The sequence below is a fragment of the Pedobacter agri PB92 genome (genome assembly GCF_000258495.1).
Taxonomy (GTDB): Bacteria; Bacteroidota; Bacteroidia; order Sphingobacteriales; family Sphingobacteriaceae; genus Pedobacter; species Pedobacter agri.
This window is the reverse complement of the sequence record NZ_AJLG01000086.1, coordinates 1-20,935: the sequence shown is the minus strand read 5'-3', so window position 1 is coordinate 20,935 and position 20,935 is coordinate 1. Positions and strand designations below refer to the sequence as shown.

Here is a 20,935-nt window from a genome sequence, read left to right as displayed (position 1 = left end):
TGGTCAGTTTAAGATTGCAAGCGTAACCATCACAGTTACCACAGGAACAATTACTGCGGTTGCGGATAATGGAAATATAGATGGATTTACAGGTGGCGTTGCAGTGGCAAATATTCTCGCAAACGACACTTATAACGGAAACATTGCTGCGAGCTTAAGCAATGTGATGATCAACCAACTAACAACTTCAAGTCCAAATGTTAATATTGATATTACGACCGGAAAAGTAAATGTCACCTCCGGTACTTTACCTGGAACTTACACCTTGACTTATGAAATTGTAGATAAATTAGATGGTGCAAAAAAATCTAGTGCTACAATTATGGTGGTGGTACCTGAATGGATTACTGATTTATCAGTCACTAAAACGGCGAACAAAACAGGAGTGGAGTTGAATGAAAATATCAGTTACACTATAACAATTAAAAACAATGGTCCAGCTACCATTTTGGCTGGGAAAGCTATTGGCTTAGTAGAAAATATCCCGGCAGGATTAGATCATACAATTTATACTGCTAACGGAGGGAGCTACAATCCGGCTAATCAAACTTTTACTGTTGCAGCAGATTTTTTAGCAGGAGAGACAGTTTCTTTGATTGTAGAAGGAAGGATTAATTCCGCCTATGCGCAAAGCAACATCAGTAATACGGCAACTGTAAATTCAGCAACCGGGACAATTGATCCAAATGTAACTAACAATACCGCAACCGTTACGACACCAATTTTAAAAGGTAAGGTAACGTTAGTCAAATCCGGTATGATCAGTGCCGACGGAAAAAGCATTAATTACACTTTTACCATTACAAATATAGGTGAAGTAGCCTTAAATAATATTGTCTTGGTTGATGCTAAACTTGGATTAAACAAACCCATACCAGGAACTTTAGCTGTTGGAGCAAACGTAATCACTACTGAAATTTATAATTTAACCCAGACAGATAAAGACTTAGGGTCGGTAACCAATACTGCTTCAGTAAATTCCAAATCGGCAGCTGGCAATGATACAACAGATATATCCGGAACTGAAGCTGCAAATGATAATCCAACAGTTGTTGCTGTAAATGCAACGGCAGGGTTGCAGTTAACGAAAGTTGCAGATCATGCAGTGAGTAAAACCGGCGATGTAATTAATTATACGTTAATCGTTAAAAATACGGGTACTGTTACTTTAACTAATGTGGCTGTCACCGATGCGAAAGCAGATGCGGGAAGTATTTTGCCATCAAGTATTTCTATATTATTACCTGGCGAAAGTGCAACACTAAAAGCTAAGCACACTTTAACTCAAACGGAAGTTGATTTTGGAAGTTTCAGTAATCAAGCAAGTGCAAGTGGTAAAAATCCGCAAAATGTAACAGTTTCTGATTTGTTATCTGATGATCCGGCTACAACAGTTCTTGACGATGCGACAGTTACCCCCATTTTGGCTGCGCCATCCATGTTGTTTACTAAAACAGCATTAAATGGAGTATCAAAAGCTGGTGATGTAATTAACTATACCTTAATTGTTAGAAACACAGGAAATATAACCTTAAGTAATCTGGCGATTACGGATGGTGGAGCAGACGCAGGCAGTATCTCGCCATCAACAATAGCAAATTTATTACCTGGGGCAATGGTTACCGTAACTGCAAAACATACTCTAACGCAAGCTGAAGTGAATAGCGGACGTTTTAGTAATCAAGCGAATGTGTTAGCTTATGATCCTAAGGGACATAAAATCAATCAAGTATCTGACGATCCAAATACGATTGCTGCTAATGATCCAACTATAGTTACCATTGGTTCCACTGCTTCTATTGTTTTAACCAAAGAAGCAGATAATTCTGGCGTTAAGGCAGGTGATGTTATTAACTATATTTTGATTGCGAAAAATACAGGTAATGTAACCTTAACCAATGTAATGGTGGTAGATGCCGGCGCAGATGCCGGAAGTATTCAGCCGGCAGTGGTTCCATTAATTTTACCTGGTGCAAGTGCAACCATAACAGCTAAACATACTTTAACACAAGCCGAAGTTAATAGTGGTCTGTTTAGTAATCAGGCAAGTGTAAATGCAAAAGATCCTTTAAGCAATACAGTTACTGATCCAAAATCAGATGATCCGACCACAGTACAACCCGATGACGCCACCATAGTTTATATTACGCCTAGAGCAAATATTGTAACGGTAAAACAGTTAAAAAATCCAAATCAATCATCTTATATCCCTGGAGAGGAAGTCGTGTTTTTAATCACCATGACTAACCGCGGTCCGAGTGCTGCGGTAAATGTAAACGTACTAGATAATGCTCCATTAGAAACGGCTATTACAAAATGGACGGCAACGGCAACTGGAGTTACTTTACCAGCAACATCAGGTACAGGTAATTTAAATCAAACCATCCCTTTATTGCCAGATGGTGCAGTGGTAGTTTATGAAGTTACTGTTAAAACATCGCCGACTTCTAAATTACCTTTATCGAATACGGTTGGAGTAAGTAGCGCAACGCCAGACTTAATCAGGACTGATGATGTTTTAACAACAAATGCACTGGCGCCACAAATCAGAAACGACCTGAGTATTACCAAAAAGTCTAATCATAACCTACTAACTGGTCTTAATGATGTATTTGAGTATGAAATTGCGGTTAAAAACGATGGTTTATTTACGGCTAATTCGGTAGTGGTAACTGATATGTTGCCAGCAGGCTTAGTTTATGTTTCCCATCACACCAGTGCAGGAACTGCAGATTATCAACTGGCAGATAACAGTGTAATTTGGACAACACCTGTTTTAAATGCGGGTGAAACGATTACTTTAAATTTGAGCGTAAGAGCAACGGTTTATGGAACAATCACGAATACTGCAACGGTAAAAGCTGCTGAAATTGACCCTATTATAGTTAATAATAGTGCAACAAATTTAAAAGAAATTGTTCGATTGACAATCCCTAACCTATTTACACCAAATGGTGATGGTAGGAATGATGTCTTTGAAATAAGGGGATTATCGCTCTACCAATCGAATGAACTAACGATTGTCAATCGCTGGGGTAATGAGGTATTTCGCACTAAAAACTACCAAAATAATTGGAGCGGGGAAGGACTGAATGAAGGAACATATTATTATTTATTGCGGGTTCAGAAACCTGGATCTAACCAATTCGAAATCCACAAAGGGTTTATCACTTTGATTAGAAACTTTAAAAACTAATCCCTTATTCAATAATTTTTTTTGTACAGTAACATTTTATAAGCCTTCCTCCATCAATACTGGAGGAAGGCTTTTCTATTTTAAGAGACTGATGTTCTGTCTTCGCTCATTGAAAAGCTGTCTTTGCTAATTCAATCCCTCAACCTGCTCACTTACAGTTATTTTGTGCTGTTACATTCATAGGTTTAGTTCAGAAAACGATAGGGATAGTTCCCAACAGCAGTTCAGTAAACTAAACTCAATTTCATATGAAAACAAATTCATTTTTTAAAATCAGCTCCATTTTACTTGCAGTAGCTTTATGCGTGTTTTTTAGCTGCAAAAAAGAAATTGCACAGCAAGGTATTCAGGGAGAACAAGGCATTGCCGGACCTGCTGGCAGTACGGTTTTAAGCGGTAACGGCGGACCAGAAGCAGGTTTGGGTAGGGTGGGTGATTTCTATCTCGATCTCACATCCAGTAATTTTTATGGTCCTAAAAAGGCAGATGGATGGGGAACTCCTTTTTCCATGAAAGGTGCAATAGGCCAAACTGGTGCTACGGGAGCTACCGGCGCTACAGGAGCTAACGGAACGAACGGCACCAATGGAACCAACGGTGCCCCTGGAAGTAAAATTTTGAGTGGAACGGTTACGCCGCCTGCTGATCTTGGAACAGTAGGTGATTATTACCTCGATAAAACCAGTTACAACCTTTACGGACCTAAAACTGATACGGGTTGGGGAGTAGCATTACCGCTAAGGGGAACGGCTAATGTTATTTATTCGGGCTGGAACTATGCGAAAAATTTCAGAGATACCACAATAGATAATTCGGCGCTGAGAATAGCCGATCTGGCTGCTCCGGCGTTAAGCACCACTGTTTTAAATTCAGCTAACATACAGGTTTATTTTACTTTTGGTGGCGGAGTTTTTCCATTACCCTATAACTCTTATGCCGGAGGAAAGCTTAATACAATAAGTTATGTTCCACGATTTGGAAGATTTACCTTTACCCGGTTCAGTGCAGATAATTCCAACTCAGTTGCGCTATCTACTTTATTACAATATCGTTACGTCATTATTCCTGGCGGAACAGCGGTTTCCCTGGCTAAAGAAAATAAACTAGATTTAAAGGACTATCAGGCGGTACAAAAATATTTCGGAATCGGTAATTAGGTAATATTTTAATAAAACATAACGCTAATTAGCCTTGCTCCCAGAATGGAGCAAGGCTTTTTTTTATGACACTTAGAATCAAAATGAAAATGGAGAGGCATTATTAATTTGCTTACGATATTGATGGAGGAACCATCATTTTTACATTACCCATGCTACTAAGCTTTTTTCATAACTTTGACCCCGCATATCACTGCCTCATGAACTATTTCTCCCACCGCTGTAAAATTTGGGATTTTCTCCCACTTGTAAAATGCTTGATTGGAAACGCTTAATTATCAGTGTTTAAGCTCGTGTTTGTAGTAGACTATTTTCTAAATTAGTCTCATTTCGTGGGTCAAATGGGACAAAAAGGATGTGGAAAACTTTTTTGTGGTAAAAAGTGGTAAAAAGTGGTAGAACTCTTTACTTTTACACTTGATAAAAAGTGTAAAGACCACTATGACCCAACTTTTAGGAGAATTCGATTGTAAACTTGACGCAAAGGGACGCCTTATGGTGCCTGCTGCGCTTAAGAAACAATTGCCTAATGCGGAGAATGAGGGACTTATTATCAATCGGGGTTTTGAAAAAAATCTAGTTATTTATCCAAAAAATGTTTGGGATGCTGTAGTGGCAGATCTGGCCAAACTGAATATCTACGATGAGGAAAACAGGAGGTTTGTAAGAGCATTCACGCGTGGAGCTACTGAAATCTCACTGGATGCTGCCGGACGCGTACTATTGCCAAAATCTTTAACAGAATATGCGGGTATCGCAAGTGATCTGGTTTTGGCTTGTCAGTTAGATCGTATTGAGGTTTGGGATAAAAAATCATACGAGGATATTTTCGACGACGTGCCTGAAAACTTTGCTAACCTGGCGCAAAAAGTAATGGGTAGTAAGAAAGGAGGTGCTGATGGCGAATAATTACCATGTTCCAGTAATGCTTAAGCCTTGTATTGATGGCTTAAATATTAAACCTGATGGTGTTTATGTGGATGTTACCTTTGGTGGTGGCGGACATTCAAGAGAAATATTAAAGCATCTTGGTCCAAAAGGCGTTTTAATTGCTTTTGATCAGGATCCTGATGCGCAAGCAAATATTCCTGCTGATGATCGTTTTATTTTTATCGATCAGAATTTTGGCTTCTTAAAAAATAATCTTCGCTTAAAGGGTTTCAGGCAGGTGGATGGCATTTTGGCTGATCTGGGTGTATCTTCTCATCAGTTCGATGTGCCGGCACGTGGATTTTCTATTCGCTCCAATGCAGATTTAGATATGCGCATGGATCAGTACCGTGATCTTACAGCAGCTCATGTGCTGAATACTTATTCGGAAGATAAATTACATAAGCTTTTTGGAATTTACGGAGAGGTAAAAAATGCGAAATCACTGGCTCGCGCCATTGTTACTGCTCGCCTTGATCAACCTTTTACAGATATCGATAGTTTGAAGTCAGCAATTTCAGCACATATCCCAAAAGGAAAAGAAAATAAGTACCTGGCGCAAGTGTTTCAGGCATTGCGTATTGAGGTAAATGCCGAGATACAGGTGTTAGAAGATTTTCTTCAGCAGGCATCTGAGGTATTAAAACCGGGTGGCCGTTTAGTGGTGATGTCTTATCACTCTTTAGAAGATCGCCCGGTGAAAAATTTTATGGCAAAAGGTAAGTTTCAGGGTGAGGTAGAAAAAGATTTTTTTGGAAACCAGCAAAAGCCATTTAACGTGATTACGCGTAAGGCTATTGTAGCAACTGATGAAGAAATTGTGCAAAATAACAGGGCTCGCAGTGCGAAACTTAGAATAGCGGAAAAGATATGAATAAGTTCAGAGAAGAGGTAGAAGAAGAGGAAGAGATCGGACCTGAACCGGAGCTAAAAGCTGTGCCCAAAAAACCGCGTACAGCTGAGGAGAAAATGGATAGCAATTCGTTCATCTCCAGGTTGTTTAACGATAAGTTGGTATCAAAAGAGGCGGCAACCGATGCTTTGCCTTATTTGTGTTTCCTGGCTTTTTTGGGGATGATTTACATCGCTAACAGCCATTTTGCTGTAAATAATGTGCGCAGTATTGATAAGCTGAATAAAGAAGTTAAAGAGTTGAGATGGGAGTATAAGTCCTTAAAGGCAGAGCTGATGTTTAAAAGTAAACTGACAGAAGTAGCCAAAAAGGTAGATACGCTCGGAATTAAAGAATTAATTGAACCACCAAAAAAAATAATTGTTAAAAGCGATGAATATTAGAGCAAACATCTTGCTTCGTGTATATCTGGCATTTGGCTTAATTGTGCTTTTTGCTTTGGCGGTGTTTTTACGCCTCGGTCAGGTGCAGTTTGTACAAGGTAAAAAATGGAGAGCAATGGCGGATAGTTTATCTACCCGTTATGTTAATGTAGAGGCTACCCGTGGAAACATTTATTCCAACGATGGGAGCTTGCTGGCAACTTCTGTTCCGGAATATGAACTCCGTATGGATATGTTCGCCGGCGGCATTGCTGATGATAAGGTTTTTAATGAAAAAGTCGATTCACTGGGAATTAAATTAGCGCAGATTTTTCAGGATAAATCAGCAAAAGATTATGCTCGTTACCTAAGAAAAGGCCGCCAGGATAGTGCCCGTTATTTATTGATTCACCGTAAGGTTGGTTATTCTGATTTAAAAACCATCAGAACTTTTCCGCTTTATAATATTGGTAAATTCAGTGGTGGATTAATCGCTGTTCAGCAGAATAAAAGAATTCTTCCTTTTCAGGCATTGGCTGCCCGTACCATTGGTTACAAAAATGAAAACGTAGCGAATGGTGTGGGTTTAGAAGGTGCTTATAAAGAATACATTAACGGAGAAACTGGAAAAAGATTGATGCAGCGTATTGCCGGAGGTGTTTATATTCCTGTAAACGAAGAGGCAGAGGTTGCACCAAAAGATGGAGCAGATATCATTTCAACTATTGATGTGAATATGCAGGATCTGGCTCAAAGTGCTCTGGAAAAACAGTTAATCAAGTATGATGCAGACCATGGTGCTGTAATTGTGATGGAAGTGGCTACCGGAGAAATCAGAGCAGTCGCTAATTTCTCAAAGGTAGAAGAGGGTATTTATAAAGAGAAATTTAATTATGCCATTGCTGGAAATCAGGATCCGGGCTCAACTTTTAAGCTGGCCTCTTACATGGCTTTGCTGGAAGACGAGCTGATTGATACCAACTTGATGGTGGGAACCGGAAATTATAAAATTCCTGGTCACATGATTAAAGATTCTCATGGAAGTATTGGCGTGGTAACCGTGAAAAAAGCTTTTGAGCAGTCGTCCAATGCGGCGATCGCTTATTTGATCAATAGTAAATACGGTGCTAATCCCAGAAAGTTTACGGATCATTTGTACGACTGGCATTTAAATGAAAAACTGGAGTTACAAATTCCCGGTGAAGCGAAACCGGTAATCAAAAACCCTTCAAACAAAAGCTGGGGAAAAATGACATTGCCTCAAATGGCTTATGGGTATGAAATGCAGTTGACGCCGTTAAAAATGCTTTCATTTTATAATGCGGTAGCCAATAATGGCAGGTACGTAGCACCAATCTTTGTTAAAGAGATTAGAAGGTTGGGAAATCCCATTGAGCAGTTTAAGGCGAGAGTAATCAATGATAAGATTTGTTCTGATGTGACGCTTAGTAAAATAAGAAGCATGTTGGAGGGGGTAGTAACTGAAGGAAGTGGAAAACAATATGTACATAATCCACTATATAAAATAGCCGGTAAAACGGGTACTGCGCAAGTTGCTGACGCGAACAAAGGTTATCGGGCGAAAAAACAATATCAGGCTTCATTCGTGGGTTATTTTCCAGCAGAAAAGCCAAAATATTCTATGATTGTCGTAATTAACGATCCTAAAGGTGGTTATTACGGTGCCCTGGTTTCTGGTCCGGTGTTTAGAGAGGTGGCAGATAGAATTTACGCCAGCGACATGCAGATGTACAATGATGTGCCAACACGTTTAGTGGGTAACACGGGTAATCCTCCAACCAAAGCCGGACAAAGCAAAGCCACTCAAAAAGTTTATAAAGCATTTGGGTTTAAGCCGCTTTTTGCTTCCAAGTCGGAATATTACAACATCGTTGATACCAGTGTAGGTGAAGTTTTCCAGGAAAATACGGAACGTAAAGGTGTAATGCCTAACGTTTCTGGTATGGGATTAAAAGATGCCTTGTACCTATTGGGTAATGCAGGTTTAAAAACCAAAGTGATTGGATCGGGCAAGGTTACAAGCCAATCGATAGCTGCAGGCACCCGGGTAGGAAAAGGATTAGGTGTACAGATAGAATTGAATTAGAAGTCCGGAGTCAGGATTGGAGATAAATAATAATAGAGTAAAAGTCTAAATGCTTGTTACTCGCTACTTGATATTAAAATGCAATTACAGGAGTTACTTTACGGCATCACGATTAAAGAATTGGTTGGGAAAACCGATAGGGAAATCAATGCCCTGAACTTTGATTCGCGTAAAGTCGGGAAAGACGATGTCTTTTTTGCTGTGGTTGGAACGCTGGCTGACGGGCATCAGTTTATTGAACAAACAATCGCTCAGGGTGCATCCGTAATTATTTGTGAAAATTTACCAGAAGTACACGATTTTACGGTGACTTACATCAAGGTAGAAAATACTTCAGTGGCCCTGGGTATTATGGCGGGTAATTATTTTGGTAATCCATCAGCAGACTTAAAATTGATCGGAATTACCGGAACAAATGGTAAAACGACCATTGCAACCATTTTATTTAAACTCTTCAGGGATTTAGGATATAAAACAGGCCTTTTGTCAACAGTTGAAAATTATATTAATGATACTGTTGTTCCGGCAACGCATACCACACCAAATCCGATTGCTTTAAATGAACTTTTGAGCAAGATGGTAAATGCGGGCTGCGATTATTGTTTTATGGAAGTAAGTTCTCATGCGGTTTCACAACACCGGATTGAAGGCTTAACTTTTTTTGGAGGTGTGTTTTCCAATATTACGCATGATCATCTTGACTTCCACAAAACCTTTGATAGTTATCTGAAGGCGAAAAAAACCTTTTTTGATATCCTTCCGAAATCGGCTTTTGCTTTAACCAACAGCGACGATAAAAACGGCATGGTAATGTTGCAGAATACAAAGGCACATAAAAAAACCTATGCATTAAAGCAACTTGCTGATTTCAAAGCTAAAATTATTGAAAACCAGTTTAGTGGTTTACATCTGGATATTGATAATGAAGAGGTGTTCTTTAAGCTGGTAGGTTCCTTTAATGCTTATAATTTATTGGCCGTTTACGGAACAGCGATTTTGCTTGAGCAAGACAAATTGAAAGTGCTGACCCTTCTCAGCCGCTTAACAGGCGCAGAGGGAAGGTTTGATTATATTACTTCTGAAAATAAAATTATAGGCATTGTTGACTATGCACATACGCCTGATGCAGTTCAGAATGTGTTGAGTACAATTGCCAATATTCGTAAAGGAACGGAACAGGTGATTACGGTGATTGGCTGTGGCGGAGATCGTGATAAAACTAAACGTCCGGTGATGGCACAGGTGGCTTGCGATTGGAGCGATAAAGTGATCTTAACTTCAGATAATCCAAGAACGGAAGATCCACAAAGTATTATTGCAGACATGGAGGCCGGTGTATCGCCAAGCAATAAACGTAAAACATTATCCATTTTAGATAGGAGAGAAGCAATAAAAACCGCTTGCCATCTGGCACAAAGTGGTGATATTATTTTGGTGGCCGGTAAAGGTCATGAGAAATACCAGGAGATCAATGGAGTAAGGAACCATTTTGATGATAAGGAAATTTTACTTGAACAACTAAACCCAAACAGCTAATGTTATATTTATTATTTGAATACCTGCATAAGCATTACGATATTCCTGGATTAAGGTTGTTCCAGTACATCACTTTCCGTGCCTCAATATCCATTATTTTATCACTTGTGATCACTACGGTTTATGGCCGCAGGTTAATTGATTTTCTTCATAAAAAGCAAGTTGGTGAAACCGTGCGGAATTTGGGCTTAGAAGGCCAGATGCAAAAGCAAGGTACACCAACAATGGGTGGAATCATCATTTTGTTGGGTATTTTAATTCCAACCTTATTATTTGCCAACATTACAAATGTGTATGTGATCCTGATGATCATTACGACCGTTTGGATGGGCGCCGTGGGTTTCTTAGACGATTATATCAAAGTATTTAAGAAAAATAAAGAAGGTTTAGCGGGCCGTTTTAAAGTAGTAGGACAGGTTGGTCTAGGTTTAATTGTAGGCTGTACCATGTATTTTCATCCTAATATTGTAGTAAGGGAAACCGTTCAGGATGACGTAAAACCAACATCAACTGTACCTATGGTATTGCGTCAGAAAGGGGAAACTTTTTACTATACACAGGATGTAAAGTCAACCAAAACCAATATGCCATTTTATAAGAACAATGAGTTCGATTATGCGAAGGTATTTAAGTTTTTAGGTGGCGATTATCAGAAATATGCATTTCTGGTTTTCATCCTGTTTACCGTGTTTATTATTACTGCGGTATCAAACGGCGCCAATATTACTGATGGTATTGATGGCTTGGCTACAGGAACCTCTGCAGTAATAGGAATCACGTTGGGCATTTTGGCCTATGTATCAGGTAATACTGTAATGGCCGACTACCTTAATATCATGTATATCCCCAATTCGGGTGAGCTGCTGATTTTTGCCGGTGCTTTTGTGGGTTCATGTGTAGGCTTTCTTTGGTATAATTCTTATCCAGCCCAAATTTTTATGGGTGATACCGGGAGCCTGGCTATCGGAGGGATCATTGCCTCATTTGCATTGATGATTCGTAAAGAGCTTTTAATTCCGGTGTTGTGTGGTGTTTTTTTAGTTGAACTCGTTTCGGTGATCATGCAGGTTTCCTATTTCAAATACACCAAGAAAAAGTTTGGCGAAGGACGAAGAATATTTTTAATGTCTCCGCTTCACCACCATTATCAGAAGAAAGGTTATCACGAAGCAAAAATTGTTACCCGTTTCTGGATTATCGGGATTATGCTGGCGATTATTACGGTTGTCACATTGAAATTAAGATAAAGGAAAGTTTAAAGTAGAAAGTTAAAAGTTATAAACTTAAAGTAAATAGAAGAGCTCATGAGCACCAATCAGAATAATATAACCAGCACCACTCCGCCAGCAAGGGCAGGGCAGGGCCGTGTTGTTATTTTAGGTGCTGGTGAAAGCGGTGTGGGTGCAGCTAAATTGGCGCAGCAGAAAGGATTTGATGTTTTTGTTTCAGATTTTGGAATCATTGCAGACCAATATAAGTTGGCATTGGAAAAGCTAAATATTCCTTTTGAATCAGAAAAGCATACGGAAGAACTTATTCTAAATGCCACACAGGTAATCAAAAGTCCGGGCATTCCTGCCACGGCTCCGATTGTTAAAAAATTGGTTGCTCAAGGTACACCGGTAATTTCGGAGATTGAATTTGCCGCTCGCTATACCGATGCCAAAATGATCTGCATTACCGGATCGAACGGAAAGTCGACCACCAGCTTACTTACCTATCACATCTTAAAAAATGCAGGATTGAATGTAAGTTTAGCAGGCAATATTGGCCATAGCTTTGCAGCCCAGGTTGCAGCAGAAAGCTATGATTATTATGTACTTGAAATTTCGAGTTTTATGCTTGATGATATGTTCGATTTCAAAGCAGATATCGCTGTCCTTTTAAATATCACTCCTGATCATTTAGATCGCTACGATTATAAACTGGAGAATTATGCTGCATCAAAAATGCGCATTATCCAAAATCAGAAAGCTGATGATGTTTTTATCTATTGCGCTGATGATGAAGAAAGTTTAAAGGCATTAGCAAATATCAGCCCTTTGGCAAAAACATTCCCTTTTTCGATTACCAAAAACATCGATACAGGTGCTTATTTAGAAGAGAATACAATACACATCCTTACAGAACCAAATAAAGAACTAACCATGTCTATTTCAGATTTAGCCTTGCAAGGCAAGCACAACATTTACAACTCCATGGCTTCGGGCATTGTAGCGAAGGTTTTAGAGTTAAGAAATGACACCATTCGCGAAAGCATGGGCAATTTCAAAAATATTGAGCATAGGTTAGAACACGTGGCCAAGATTTCGGGTATTGATTTTATCAATGACAGCAAGGCAACCAATGTGAACTCTACCTGGTATGCACTGGAGAGCATGACAAGTGATGTGGTGCTGATTATGGGCGGGGTGGACAAAGGCAACGACTACAATATGCTGAAAGATTTGGTGAAGAGCAAAGTGAAGGCGATTGTTTGCCTGGGTAAGGATAATAAACGTATTCATGATGCTTTCGAAGATGACGTAGAAGTTATTGTTAATACTTTCTCTGCTGAAGAAGCTGCGCAGATTGCTTTCCATTTAGCAAAACGTGGCGATGCGGTATTGCTTTCGCCAGCATGTGCAAGTTTTGATTTGTTTAAAAATTATGAAGACCGCGGCAACCAGTTTAAAGCGGCAGTAAGAGAATTATAAAAGGAGGGTAAATATGTTCCAAGCATTACTCAATAAAACTAAAGGCGATAGATGGATCTGGCTGATCATCATCCTGCTTTCGCTTATATCTGTGATGGCGGTTTACAGTGCCACAGGAACTTTAGCGTATAAAAAAGGGGAGGCGGTAGAAAAATTACTGCTAACCAAACACCTCATTTTTGTATTGATGGGTATTGGAATGATTTACATTGCCCATTTATTGGATTATCGGTATTATGCAGGTATATCTAAAATATTGATGATTGTAACGGTACCGCTATTGGTTTACACGTTGATATTTGGTACAAATTTAAATGATGCATCGCGTTGGGTTAAAATTCCGGTAATAGGTTTAACGTTCCAAACTTCCGATTTGGCAAAACTGGCATTGATTACTTTCTTAGCACGAATGCTAACCAAAAAGCAGGAAAACATCAAAAACGTGAGGGAATCTTTCCTTCCGATTATGGGTTCAGTTTGTGTGGTGTTTGTTTTAATTGCATTAGCCAACCTTTCTACCGCATTGATGTTATTTGGCGTAAGTATTTTATTATTAATCATCGGGCGTATCAGTATCAAACAGATTGCTATTGTTTGTGCCGGAGGATTTATATTACTCATGTTCGTTTTCTTCTTAGGTCCGAGAAGAAAAACCTATATGTCGCGTATTAATACATTTTTGCATCCGGAAATGCAACATTCAGATAAAACTTTTCAGGCAGATCAGGCAAAAATTGCTTTGGCCACTGGAGGGGTTTTTGGTAAAGGGCCAGGTAACAGTACGCAAAGAAATTTCCTACCACACCCGTATTCCGATTTTATTTTCGCCATTATTATTGAAGAATGGGGGACACTGGGAGGAATTATAATCATGGTACTTTACCTGGTGCTTTTATACCGATGTATCAAAATAGTGACCCGGGCCCCCAAGGCGTTCGGGGCGTTATTAGCAGCTGGGTTGAGCTTCAGTTTAACCATTCAGGCTTTTGCAAACATGGCGGTTGCAGTTGGTCTTGGTCCAGTCACCGGAGTTCCCTTGCCACTGGTAAGTATGGGTGGAACCTCGATGATTTTTACCAGTGTAGCTTTTGGTATTATTTTAAGTGTGAGCAGAGATGTAGAAGAAAATGCCGGATCAGCAATAAAAGAAGAAAAAGAAAAAGTAAAAAATAAAATAATTGTTGGAGAGATACCCGCGTTTGGTTAGGGTTAGCCGTCTATGCGAGGAAGCATGACGGGACCAACTATTAAATAAATATATCAAATGAGATTGCTTCGTACCTCGCAAGGACAATAGGTTAATTTCAAAATAATTAAAAAACAAATGAATAATTCCCCAAAAATTATCATATCAGGTGGTGGCACTGGCGGGCATATTTTCCCCGCCGTAGCCATAGCCAATGCGCTAAAGCGCTTGGTGCCCGCTTGTGAAATTTTGTTTGTGGGTGCAAACGGTCGCATGGAAATGGAAAAAGTTCCGGCAGCCGGATATAAGATCATTGGTTTAAACATCAGTGGCATGCAAAGAGGTTCGATAGTAAAGAACCTTGCTTTGCCGTTTAAGGTAATAGGAAGCGTTCGCAGAGCAATCCAGATTATAGCCGATTTTAAACCTGATGCAGTGGTAGGTGTGGGTGGTTACGCCTCCGGACCATTATTATATGCAGCATCGTTAAAAGGAATTCCATATCTGATCCAGGAGCAGAATTCTTATGCAGGTGTAACCAATAAATGGCTGGGCAGAAAAGCATCCAAAATTTGTGTGGCTTTTGATGAAATGGATCAGTTTTTTCCGGCAGACCGCATCCTGAAAACGGGTAATCCGGTTCGCAAGGAAGTGGTTGATATCAAAGGCAAACACCATGCAGGGGCAGAGCTTTTAAAACTCGACCCACTGAAGAAAACCATTATGGTAACCGGCGGTAGTTTAGGTGCAGGTACTTTAAATAAAGCAATTGAAAAACATTTGCCAGAGATCATCGCACATGATGTGCAGGTGGTGTGGCAAACCGGTAAGTATTATTATAAAGGAATTATTGAACGGCTGGGAATGGAGTACCATCCAAATGTTCGTATCCTGGAGTTTTTAAATAAAATGGATCTGGCTTATGCGGCAGCTGATGTCATTATTAGCCGGGCAGGGGCGGGAACAATTGCTGAACTTTGCCTGATCAAAAAGCCGGTTATTCTGGTGCCTTCGCCAAATGTGGCAGAAGATCATCAAACTAAAAATGCTATGGCATTGGTTAAAAACGGCGCAGCCTTGCTGATTAATGATCGTTCTGCTGAAGACACCCTGGTAAAAGAAGCCCTGGAACTTTTAGGTAACAAAGAACAGTGTGAAAAATTATCTGAAAATCTTGGAAAAATGGCTTTGCCGGAGGCAGATGAGATTATCGCTGGTGAGGTGTTGAAACTGATAAAAGCTTAGAGAATAGAGCGGAAGACTAAAGCGAAATCGACAATCTGTCATTGCGAGGTCCGAAGCAATCTTAAAGCAACAAAATATAATAAACGATAGAAAGAAAAGCTTTAAACTTTGCTCTTTCTACTTTTAGCTTAAATAAAAATGGAATTAGGTAAAATAAACAGAGTATTTTTTGTGGGTATCGGTGGTATCGGCATGAGTGCGCTTGCACGTTATTTTGCCAAACGCGGTCAGGTAGTTTGTGGTTATGATAAAACCAGAACGAAACTTACCGAAGCGCTTGAACAAGAAGGAATCTTAATCACCTATCTCGATGAATCATCTGCCTTGCCTTGTGCTTTTCTAGATCATCATGAGGATACTTTAATTGTTTATACGCCCGCCATTCCAAAAGATTCGAAAATATTAAACCATTTTAGAGATAAAGGCTTCAGCTTAAAAAAAACGTTCAGAAGTTTTAGGCATCATTAGTAAAGGGATGTTTTGCATCGGTATAGCCGGTACACATGGCAAAACAACCACCTCATCAATCGTGGCACATATATTAAAAGATACTGGCTACGATTGTACGGCATTTTTAGGCGGCATCACGAGCAATTATAATAGCAACGTGCTGTTTGGGAAAAACAATGTAGTAGTTGTTGAGGCAGATGAATATGATCGCTCGTTCCTCACGTTACATCCGGATATTGCGGTGGTTACCTCGATGGATGCAGACCATTTGGATATTTATGGTGACAAATCTCATCTGGAGGAGTCCTTTCGTTTGTATGCTGGTCAGTTGAAAGAAAACGGAACTTTATACGCTCATGAAGGATTGCCTTTAGATCATAGCGTCAGCTATGCAGCAAGTGCTACCGCGAATGCAAAAGCGGAGAATATAAGAGTGGAAGGGGCGAAGTTTGTTTTTGACTACAAAGATGATACTGCCGAAATCAACGACATTAGTTTAATGTTGCCAGGCAAACACAATGTAGAAAATACAACCGTTGCCATCGCCATTGCATTAAAGTTAGGTATCGCAGCTGAAAAAGTGAAACAGGCGGTAGCAAACTTTAAAGGTGTAAAGCGCCGCTTCGAATACATTGTAAACAACGGAAGCCAAATTTATATTGATGACTATGCGCATCATCCGGAAGAACTGAGCGCCTGTTTTCACGCTGTTCGTCAACTTTATCCTGATAAAAAACTGACGGTCATTTTCCAGCCGCACTTGTTTACGCGTACCCGTGATTTTGCCGATGAGTTTGCGAAAGTTTTAAGCACAGCCGATGAACTGCTGTTGTTGGAAATATATCCGGCCAGGGAATTGCCTTTGCAGGGGATAAATTCAACGTTTTTGCTTGATAAAATTACTTTAGAAAATAAAAAAGTATGTGGAAAAGATTTTGTGGTTCAATATGTTAAGGATGCCAAACCTGAATTAATTTTAACGGTTGGAGCCGGAGACATTGATACCATTATCGATCCACTGAAAAATATATTAAACAATGCTTAAAAGGATTAACTGGAGCGCAATATTTACTGGCTTTGCCTGGCTGATTAGTCTGGCAGGTGTGGTGGTGCTTTTAAGTTTCATCAATGTTAAAAAGCAAACGGTAAAATGTACCGATGTTAAGATACTCATCCCGGGAGCCGATAATTTTATTGAACGCGAAGAAATTGATGCCATTTTAAGAGAAGATCAGGGGGTATTGCTGGGTAGAAATATTGAACGCATCAACATTCATCAGATTGAAAAGAAATTACAGTCTAATCCTTATATCGCTTTTGCGAAGGTTTATGTAGAGATGGATGGGGTATTGCATATCGAAGTAAAACAAAGACAGCCTGTAGTAAGGATATTAAACAATAACGGTCAGGATTTTTACATTGACAATGATGGATTAAAAATGCCAATATCGTCAAACTTCACCGCAAATGTTCTGGTAGCTACAGGAAATATTACCGAGGTTTTTGGAAGCCGGGTTGATACGCTTCATACTCAGCTGGCTCGTGATCTGTACAAAGCTGCGCTGTTTATAAAAAGGGATACCTTATGGGATTCACAGATTGAACAGATTGTTGTAGATGGTAAAGATGATATTGAATTGATCCCCAGGGTAGGCAATCAGCGTATTATTTTAGGTGATGCTGATTCATTGGAAAAGAAAATGACCAATTTATTGTTGTTTTACAAAAAGGCAATGCCACAGGTTGGATGGGATACTTACCGCACAATTAATATTAAATATACCAACCAAATTGTTTGTGAGAAAAGAGATTCTACTGAAATTGCCAGAAGACCAAAAACAATTTCGTCAGCTGATAGTTTGAGAATACAACAAAAAGTTTCCGACTCTTTGATCAATGCGGTAATTGGAAAAACTGTTAGCGAACAAACTGCCAAAGTTGCGCCTAAAAAAGTTGAAACGGTTAAAAAACCAGAACAAAAAAAAGCTGAAGCTAAAAAGGTGGAGGTGAAGAAGCCAGAAGCCGCTAAACCGAAAGAGAGTAAACCAGCAGCAAGCGCTGCGACTAAACCAAAGGAATCAAAACCTGCGGATAAAAAACAAACGACTTCGGTTGTTGCAGATAAAAAGAAAACCAAAACTGCTGCACAGCTTAAGTTAGAAAGAGAAAAAGAAATCAGATCCCTAGAAAAACAATATAAAACTCAACAAAATTAACGAATATGGACAAGGCAAAATTTACCAGTCAGTCGCCCATTGTAGTAGGATTGGATATCGGTACTACAAAAATATGTGTTATCGTTGGTCGTAGAACCCAGCACGGTAAGATAGAAATTTTAGGAATAGGAAAGGCGGAATCGGCGGGTGTAACACGAGGTGTGGTTTCTAACATTCAAAAAACTGTTCAGGGCATTGCTCAGGCAGTTGAAGTGGCAAGCGGACAATCCAACGTAGAAATACAGGTGGTAAATGTGGGGATTGCAGGACAGCATATCAAAAGCCTGCAACACAGAGGGATTTTAACAAGAAGAGAATTGAACAACGAAATCGGTAAAAAAGATATCGACAAGTTGATCGACGATATGTTCAAACTGGTCATGCCTCCGGGTGAGGAGATTATTCATGTATTGCCGCAAGAATTTACAATTGACAATGAACCGGGCATTAAAGATCCGATTGGTATGGCTGGGGTACGCCTTGAGGCTAACTTCCACATTATTTCTGGTCAGGTTACTGCGGTAAAAAACATTATCAAATGTGTAAACAATGCTGGTTTACAAACTCAGGACTTGATTCTTGAGCCATTGGCATCTTCTGAATCGGTGTTGAGCGATGAAGAAAAAGAAGCTGGTATTGCATTGGTTGATATTGGTGGGGGTACTACAGATATTGCTATTTTCCATGAGGGAATTATTCGCCACACTGCAGTAATCCCGTTTGGAGGAAACAGTGTTACCGAAGATATCAGAGAGGGCTGCTCCGTAATGCGTAATCAGGCAGAGCTTTTAAAAACACGTTTCGGTTCAGCTTTGGCAGAAGAAAACAAAGAGAATGAAATCATCTGTGTCCCAGGTCTTCGTGGTCGAGAGCCAAAAGAAATCTCTGTCAAAAACCTAGCTTATGTCATCCAGGCCCGTATGGAAGAGATTATCGAACATGTTTACTACGAAATCAAATCTTCAGGATACGAGAAAAAACTAATAGGTGGAATCGTAATCACCGGTGGTGGTGCCTTATTGAAGCACTTATCACAGGCAGTTGAATATGTTACAGGTTTAGATTGTCGTATTGGTTATCCAAATGAGCATTTATCTAAATACGAAGATATGCCTAAGGCGATTTATGATGATTTAAAAAGCCCGATGTATGCTACAAGTGTTGGCCTGCTGATTAAGGGAATTCAGAAAGCTGAAGAGCTGATTGAAGAAATGAAACAGCCAGGCGTGTACGTAGAAAAACCAAAAACCGTTAAAGAAAAAGAAAAACGCGGACCAGGTTTATTTGATAAGTTACTGGCTAAAACTAAAACTTTCATTCAGGATGATATGAATGTTAGTGATGAAGATTATCTAAAAAGCTAAGTTATTTTTCAACAAAAGATGAGTTTTCCACATTCTTAACACTTGTGGAAAACGTCTGTTGAAAAAGTGTTAATATTACGTTGAGTAATGAACAGAATTTAAAACTTTTTAAACAACTGATTCATAAAGATATGCAGTTCGAAATGTTAAAAGATAAGTCGTCAATCATCAAAGTAATTGGTGTTGGAGGCGGTGGCGGCAACGCAGTAAACCATATGTACCTGTCGGGTATTACTGGTGTAGATTTTATTATTTGTAATACAGATGCGCAGGCTTTAGAGTCTAGTCCTATCCCTAACAAGGTGCAACTAGGCGCTAGTTTAACTGAAGGAATGGGTGCTGGATCTATCCCTGAGGTTGGAAAAAACTCAGCAATAGAGAATATTGATGATATTAAAGCCATGCTGGGCAGTACAACCAAAATGCTTTTTATTACAGCAGGAATGGGTGGTGGTACAGGTACAGGTGCATCGCCAATTATTGCCAAAGCTGCTAAAGAACTTGATATTTTAACTGTTGCAATCATTACCACGCCTTTTTCTTTCGAAGGAAAAAGACGTAGGCTTCAGGCTGATGAAGGATTGGAGGAACTTAAGAAATACGTAGATTCTTATCTTGTGATTTCTAATGACAGATTGCGTGAAATTTTCGGTAACCTGACCTTAGGTTCTGCATTTGGACAGGCTGATGATATCTTAACTACAGCTGCAAAAGGTATCGCAGAGATTATTACGGTTCCGGGATATATCAACGTGGATTTTAAAGATGTGCGCACCGTGATGAAAGAGAGTGGTGTGGCCATTATGGGTAGTCATGCTGCTGAAGGTGATGACCGGGCTTTACAAGCCGTTGAAGGTGCATTAGCTTCTCCTTTATTGAAAGATAATGAAATCGAAGGTGCCCGTTATATTTTATTGAACATCAGTTCTGGTGCCCGTGAGGTTACTATGGATGAAGTTTCGATTATTACAGATTACATTCAGGAAAAGGCAGGATTATCTGCTGATTTAATCTGGGGTAACTGTACAGATGAATCTTTGGAAGATAAACTATCGGTAACCATTATTGCTACCGGTTTCCAAACTTCAGAAGAACGTGTTCACGAGGAAAAAAACAAGAAGAAAATCTCTTTGTTAACGCCTGAAGAAGCACCGTTGGTTCGTCCGGTGGAGCCAGTAAACTCGTTCATACAGCCAAAAGCGGCGCCAAGTTACGAACCTGTAATGAAAGCGAAAGAAGAAGTTTCACAAGCAGATCTTTTTGGTGGAATGTTCGCAAAAGCGGAAGCTCAGAAAGTTCAGGAACCAGAAAATAATATCATTCGCCATACTTTGGTAGAGGAAGAACCACAGGTGGAAGAGCCACAGGAAACTGGATATGAATTTGAGGTGAAGTTAGCTGAAACTAATTTTGTTTTCGAAACCCCGGTAGCACAACCTGCACCTACACCAGCGCCAGAGCCAGAACCTGAAATTCCTGTTGTCGGTTTAGATGATGATAAAAATGATGAATCGATGGAGGAACAATTGAAAAAATCTAAAGAACGTATTTACGTTTAAAAGATTTAGTGTGTACGT

Annotated in this window: 16 protein-coding genes; all 16 read left to right on the top strand. The window is 39.6% G+C overall.

From position 1 onward, the window contains the following. The coding region (locus ON09_RS24280; RefSeq protein WP_010601603.1) for a DUF7507 domain-containing protein at window positions 1-3,196 on the top strand (3,196 nt) is incomplete at its 5' end. A 248-nt stretch (window positions 3,197-3,444) separates the two neighbouring features. Further along, the gene (locus tag ON09_RS13530) at window positions 3,445-4,353 is read left to right on the top strand and encodes a hypothetical protein (RefSeq protein WP_010601602.1); all 909 of its coding nucleotides are present in this window, start codon (window positions 3,445-3,447) and stop codon (window positions 4,351-4,353) included. Between the two features lie 441 nt (window positions 4,354-4,794). Beyond that, complete coding sequence (gene mraZ, locus ON09_RS13525; protein WP_010601601.1) at window positions 4,795-5,262, top strand: division/cell wall cluster transcriptional repressor MraZ; 468 nt, start codon at window positions 4,795-4,797, stop codon at window positions 5,260-5,262. Then, window positions 5,252-6,157, top strand: coding sequence for a 16S rRNA (cytosine(1402)-N(4))-methyltransferase RsmH (gene rsmH, locus ON09_RS13520; protein ID WP_010601600.1), 906 nt, complete (start codon window positions 5,252-5,254; stop codon window positions 6,155-6,157). Before mraZ ends, rsmH begins: the two co-directional genes overlap by 11 nt. Continuing rightward, window positions 6,154-6,579 carry an FtsL-like putative cell division protein gene (locus tag ON09_RS13515; RefSeq protein WP_010601599.1) on the top strand — a complete coding sequence of 142 codons (426 nt, stop codon included), beginning with the start codon at window positions 6,154-6,156 and terminating at the stop codon, window positions 6,577-6,579. The genes rsmH and ON09_RS13515 overlap by 4 nt, the downstream gene beginning before the upstream one ends. After that, window positions 6,569-8,665 (top strand): penicillin-binding protein, encoded by a 2,097-nt coding sequence (locus ON09_RS13510; RefSeq protein WP_010601598.1) that lies wholly within the window; start codon window positions 6,569-6,571, stop codon window positions 8,663-8,665. The genes ON09_RS13515 and ON09_RS13510 overlap by 11 nt, the downstream gene beginning before the upstream one ends. Before the next feature lie 78 nt (window positions 8,666-8,743). Continuing rightward, window positions 8,744-10,201: a UDP-N-acetylmuramoyl-L-alanyl-D-glutamate--2,6-diaminopimelate ligase gene (locus ON09_RS13505; RefSeq protein WP_010601597.1), complete on the top strand. Its 1,458-nt coding sequence runs from the start codon at window positions 8,744-8,746 to the stop codon at window positions 10,199-10,201. Further along, window positions 10,201-11,448 (top strand): phospho-N-acetylmuramoyl-pentapeptide-transferase, encoded by a 1,248-nt coding sequence (gene mraY, locus ON09_RS13500; RefSeq protein ID WP_010601596.1) that lies wholly within the window; start codon window positions 10,201-10,203, stop codon window positions 11,446-11,448. The genes ON09_RS13505 and mraY overlap by 1 nt, the downstream gene beginning before the upstream one ends. A gap of 57 nt (window positions 11,449-11,505) precedes the next feature. Continuing rightward, on the top strand, window positions 11,506-12,897 hold the full coding sequence (gene murD, locus ON09_RS13495; protein ID WP_010601595.1) for a UDP-N-acetylmuramoyl-L-alanine--D-glutamate ligase: 1,392 nt from the start codon (window positions 11,506-11,508) through the stop codon (window positions 12,895-12,897). Window positions 12,898-12,910: 13 nt separating this feature from the next. Continuing rightward, window positions 12,911-14,104, top strand: a complete 1,194-nt coding sequence (locus ON09_RS13490; protein WP_010601594.1) for an FtsW/RodA/SpoVE family cell cycle protein — start codon at window positions 12,911-12,913, stop codon at window positions 14,102-14,104. Window positions 14,105-14,221: 117 nt separating this feature from the next. Further along, entirely contained in the window at window positions 14,222-15,328 is a 1,107-nt protein-coding gene (gene murG / locus ON09_RS13485) for an undecaprenyldiphospho-muramoylpentapeptide beta-N-acetylglucosaminyltransferase (protein ID WP_010601593.1), read from the top strand. A gap of 138 nt (window positions 15,329-15,466) precedes the next feature. Continuing rightward, window positions 15,467-15,796, top strand: coding sequence for a Mur ligase domain-containing protein (locus ON09_RS26660; protein ID WP_316927806.1), 330 nt, complete (start codon window positions 15,467-15,469; stop codon window positions 15,794-15,796). A 61-nt stretch (window positions 15,797-15,857) separates the two neighbouring features. Beyond that, a complete protein-coding gene (locus ON09_RS13480; RefSeq protein ID WP_316927805.1) occupies window positions 15,858-16,823 on the top strand; it encodes a UDP-N-acetylmuramate--L-alanine ligase in 966 nt (321 codons plus the stop codon). After that, the gene (locus ON09_RS13475) at window positions 16,816-17,994 is read left to right on the top strand and encodes a cell division protein FtsQ/DivIB (RefSeq protein ID WP_010601592.1); all 1,179 of its coding nucleotides are present in this window, start codon (window positions 16,816-16,818) and stop codon (window positions 17,992-17,994) included. The genes ON09_RS13480 and ON09_RS13475 overlap by 8 nt, the downstream gene beginning before the upstream one ends. 5 nt (window positions 17,995-17,999) lie before the next feature. Continuing rightward, window positions 18,000-19,358, top strand: coding sequence for a cell division protein FtsA (ftsA, locus tag ON09_RS13470; RefSeq protein WP_010601591.1), 1,359 nt, complete (start codon window positions 18,000-18,002; stop codon window positions 19,356-19,358). Window positions 19,359-19,489: 131 nt separating this feature from the next. Continuing rightward, window positions 19,490-20,917, top strand: coding sequence for a cell division protein FtsZ (gene ftsZ / locus ON09_RS13465; RefSeq protein WP_051010217.1), 1,428 nt, complete (start codon window positions 19,490-19,492; stop codon window positions 20,915-20,917). Window positions 20,918-20,935: the final 18 nt, after the last annotated feature.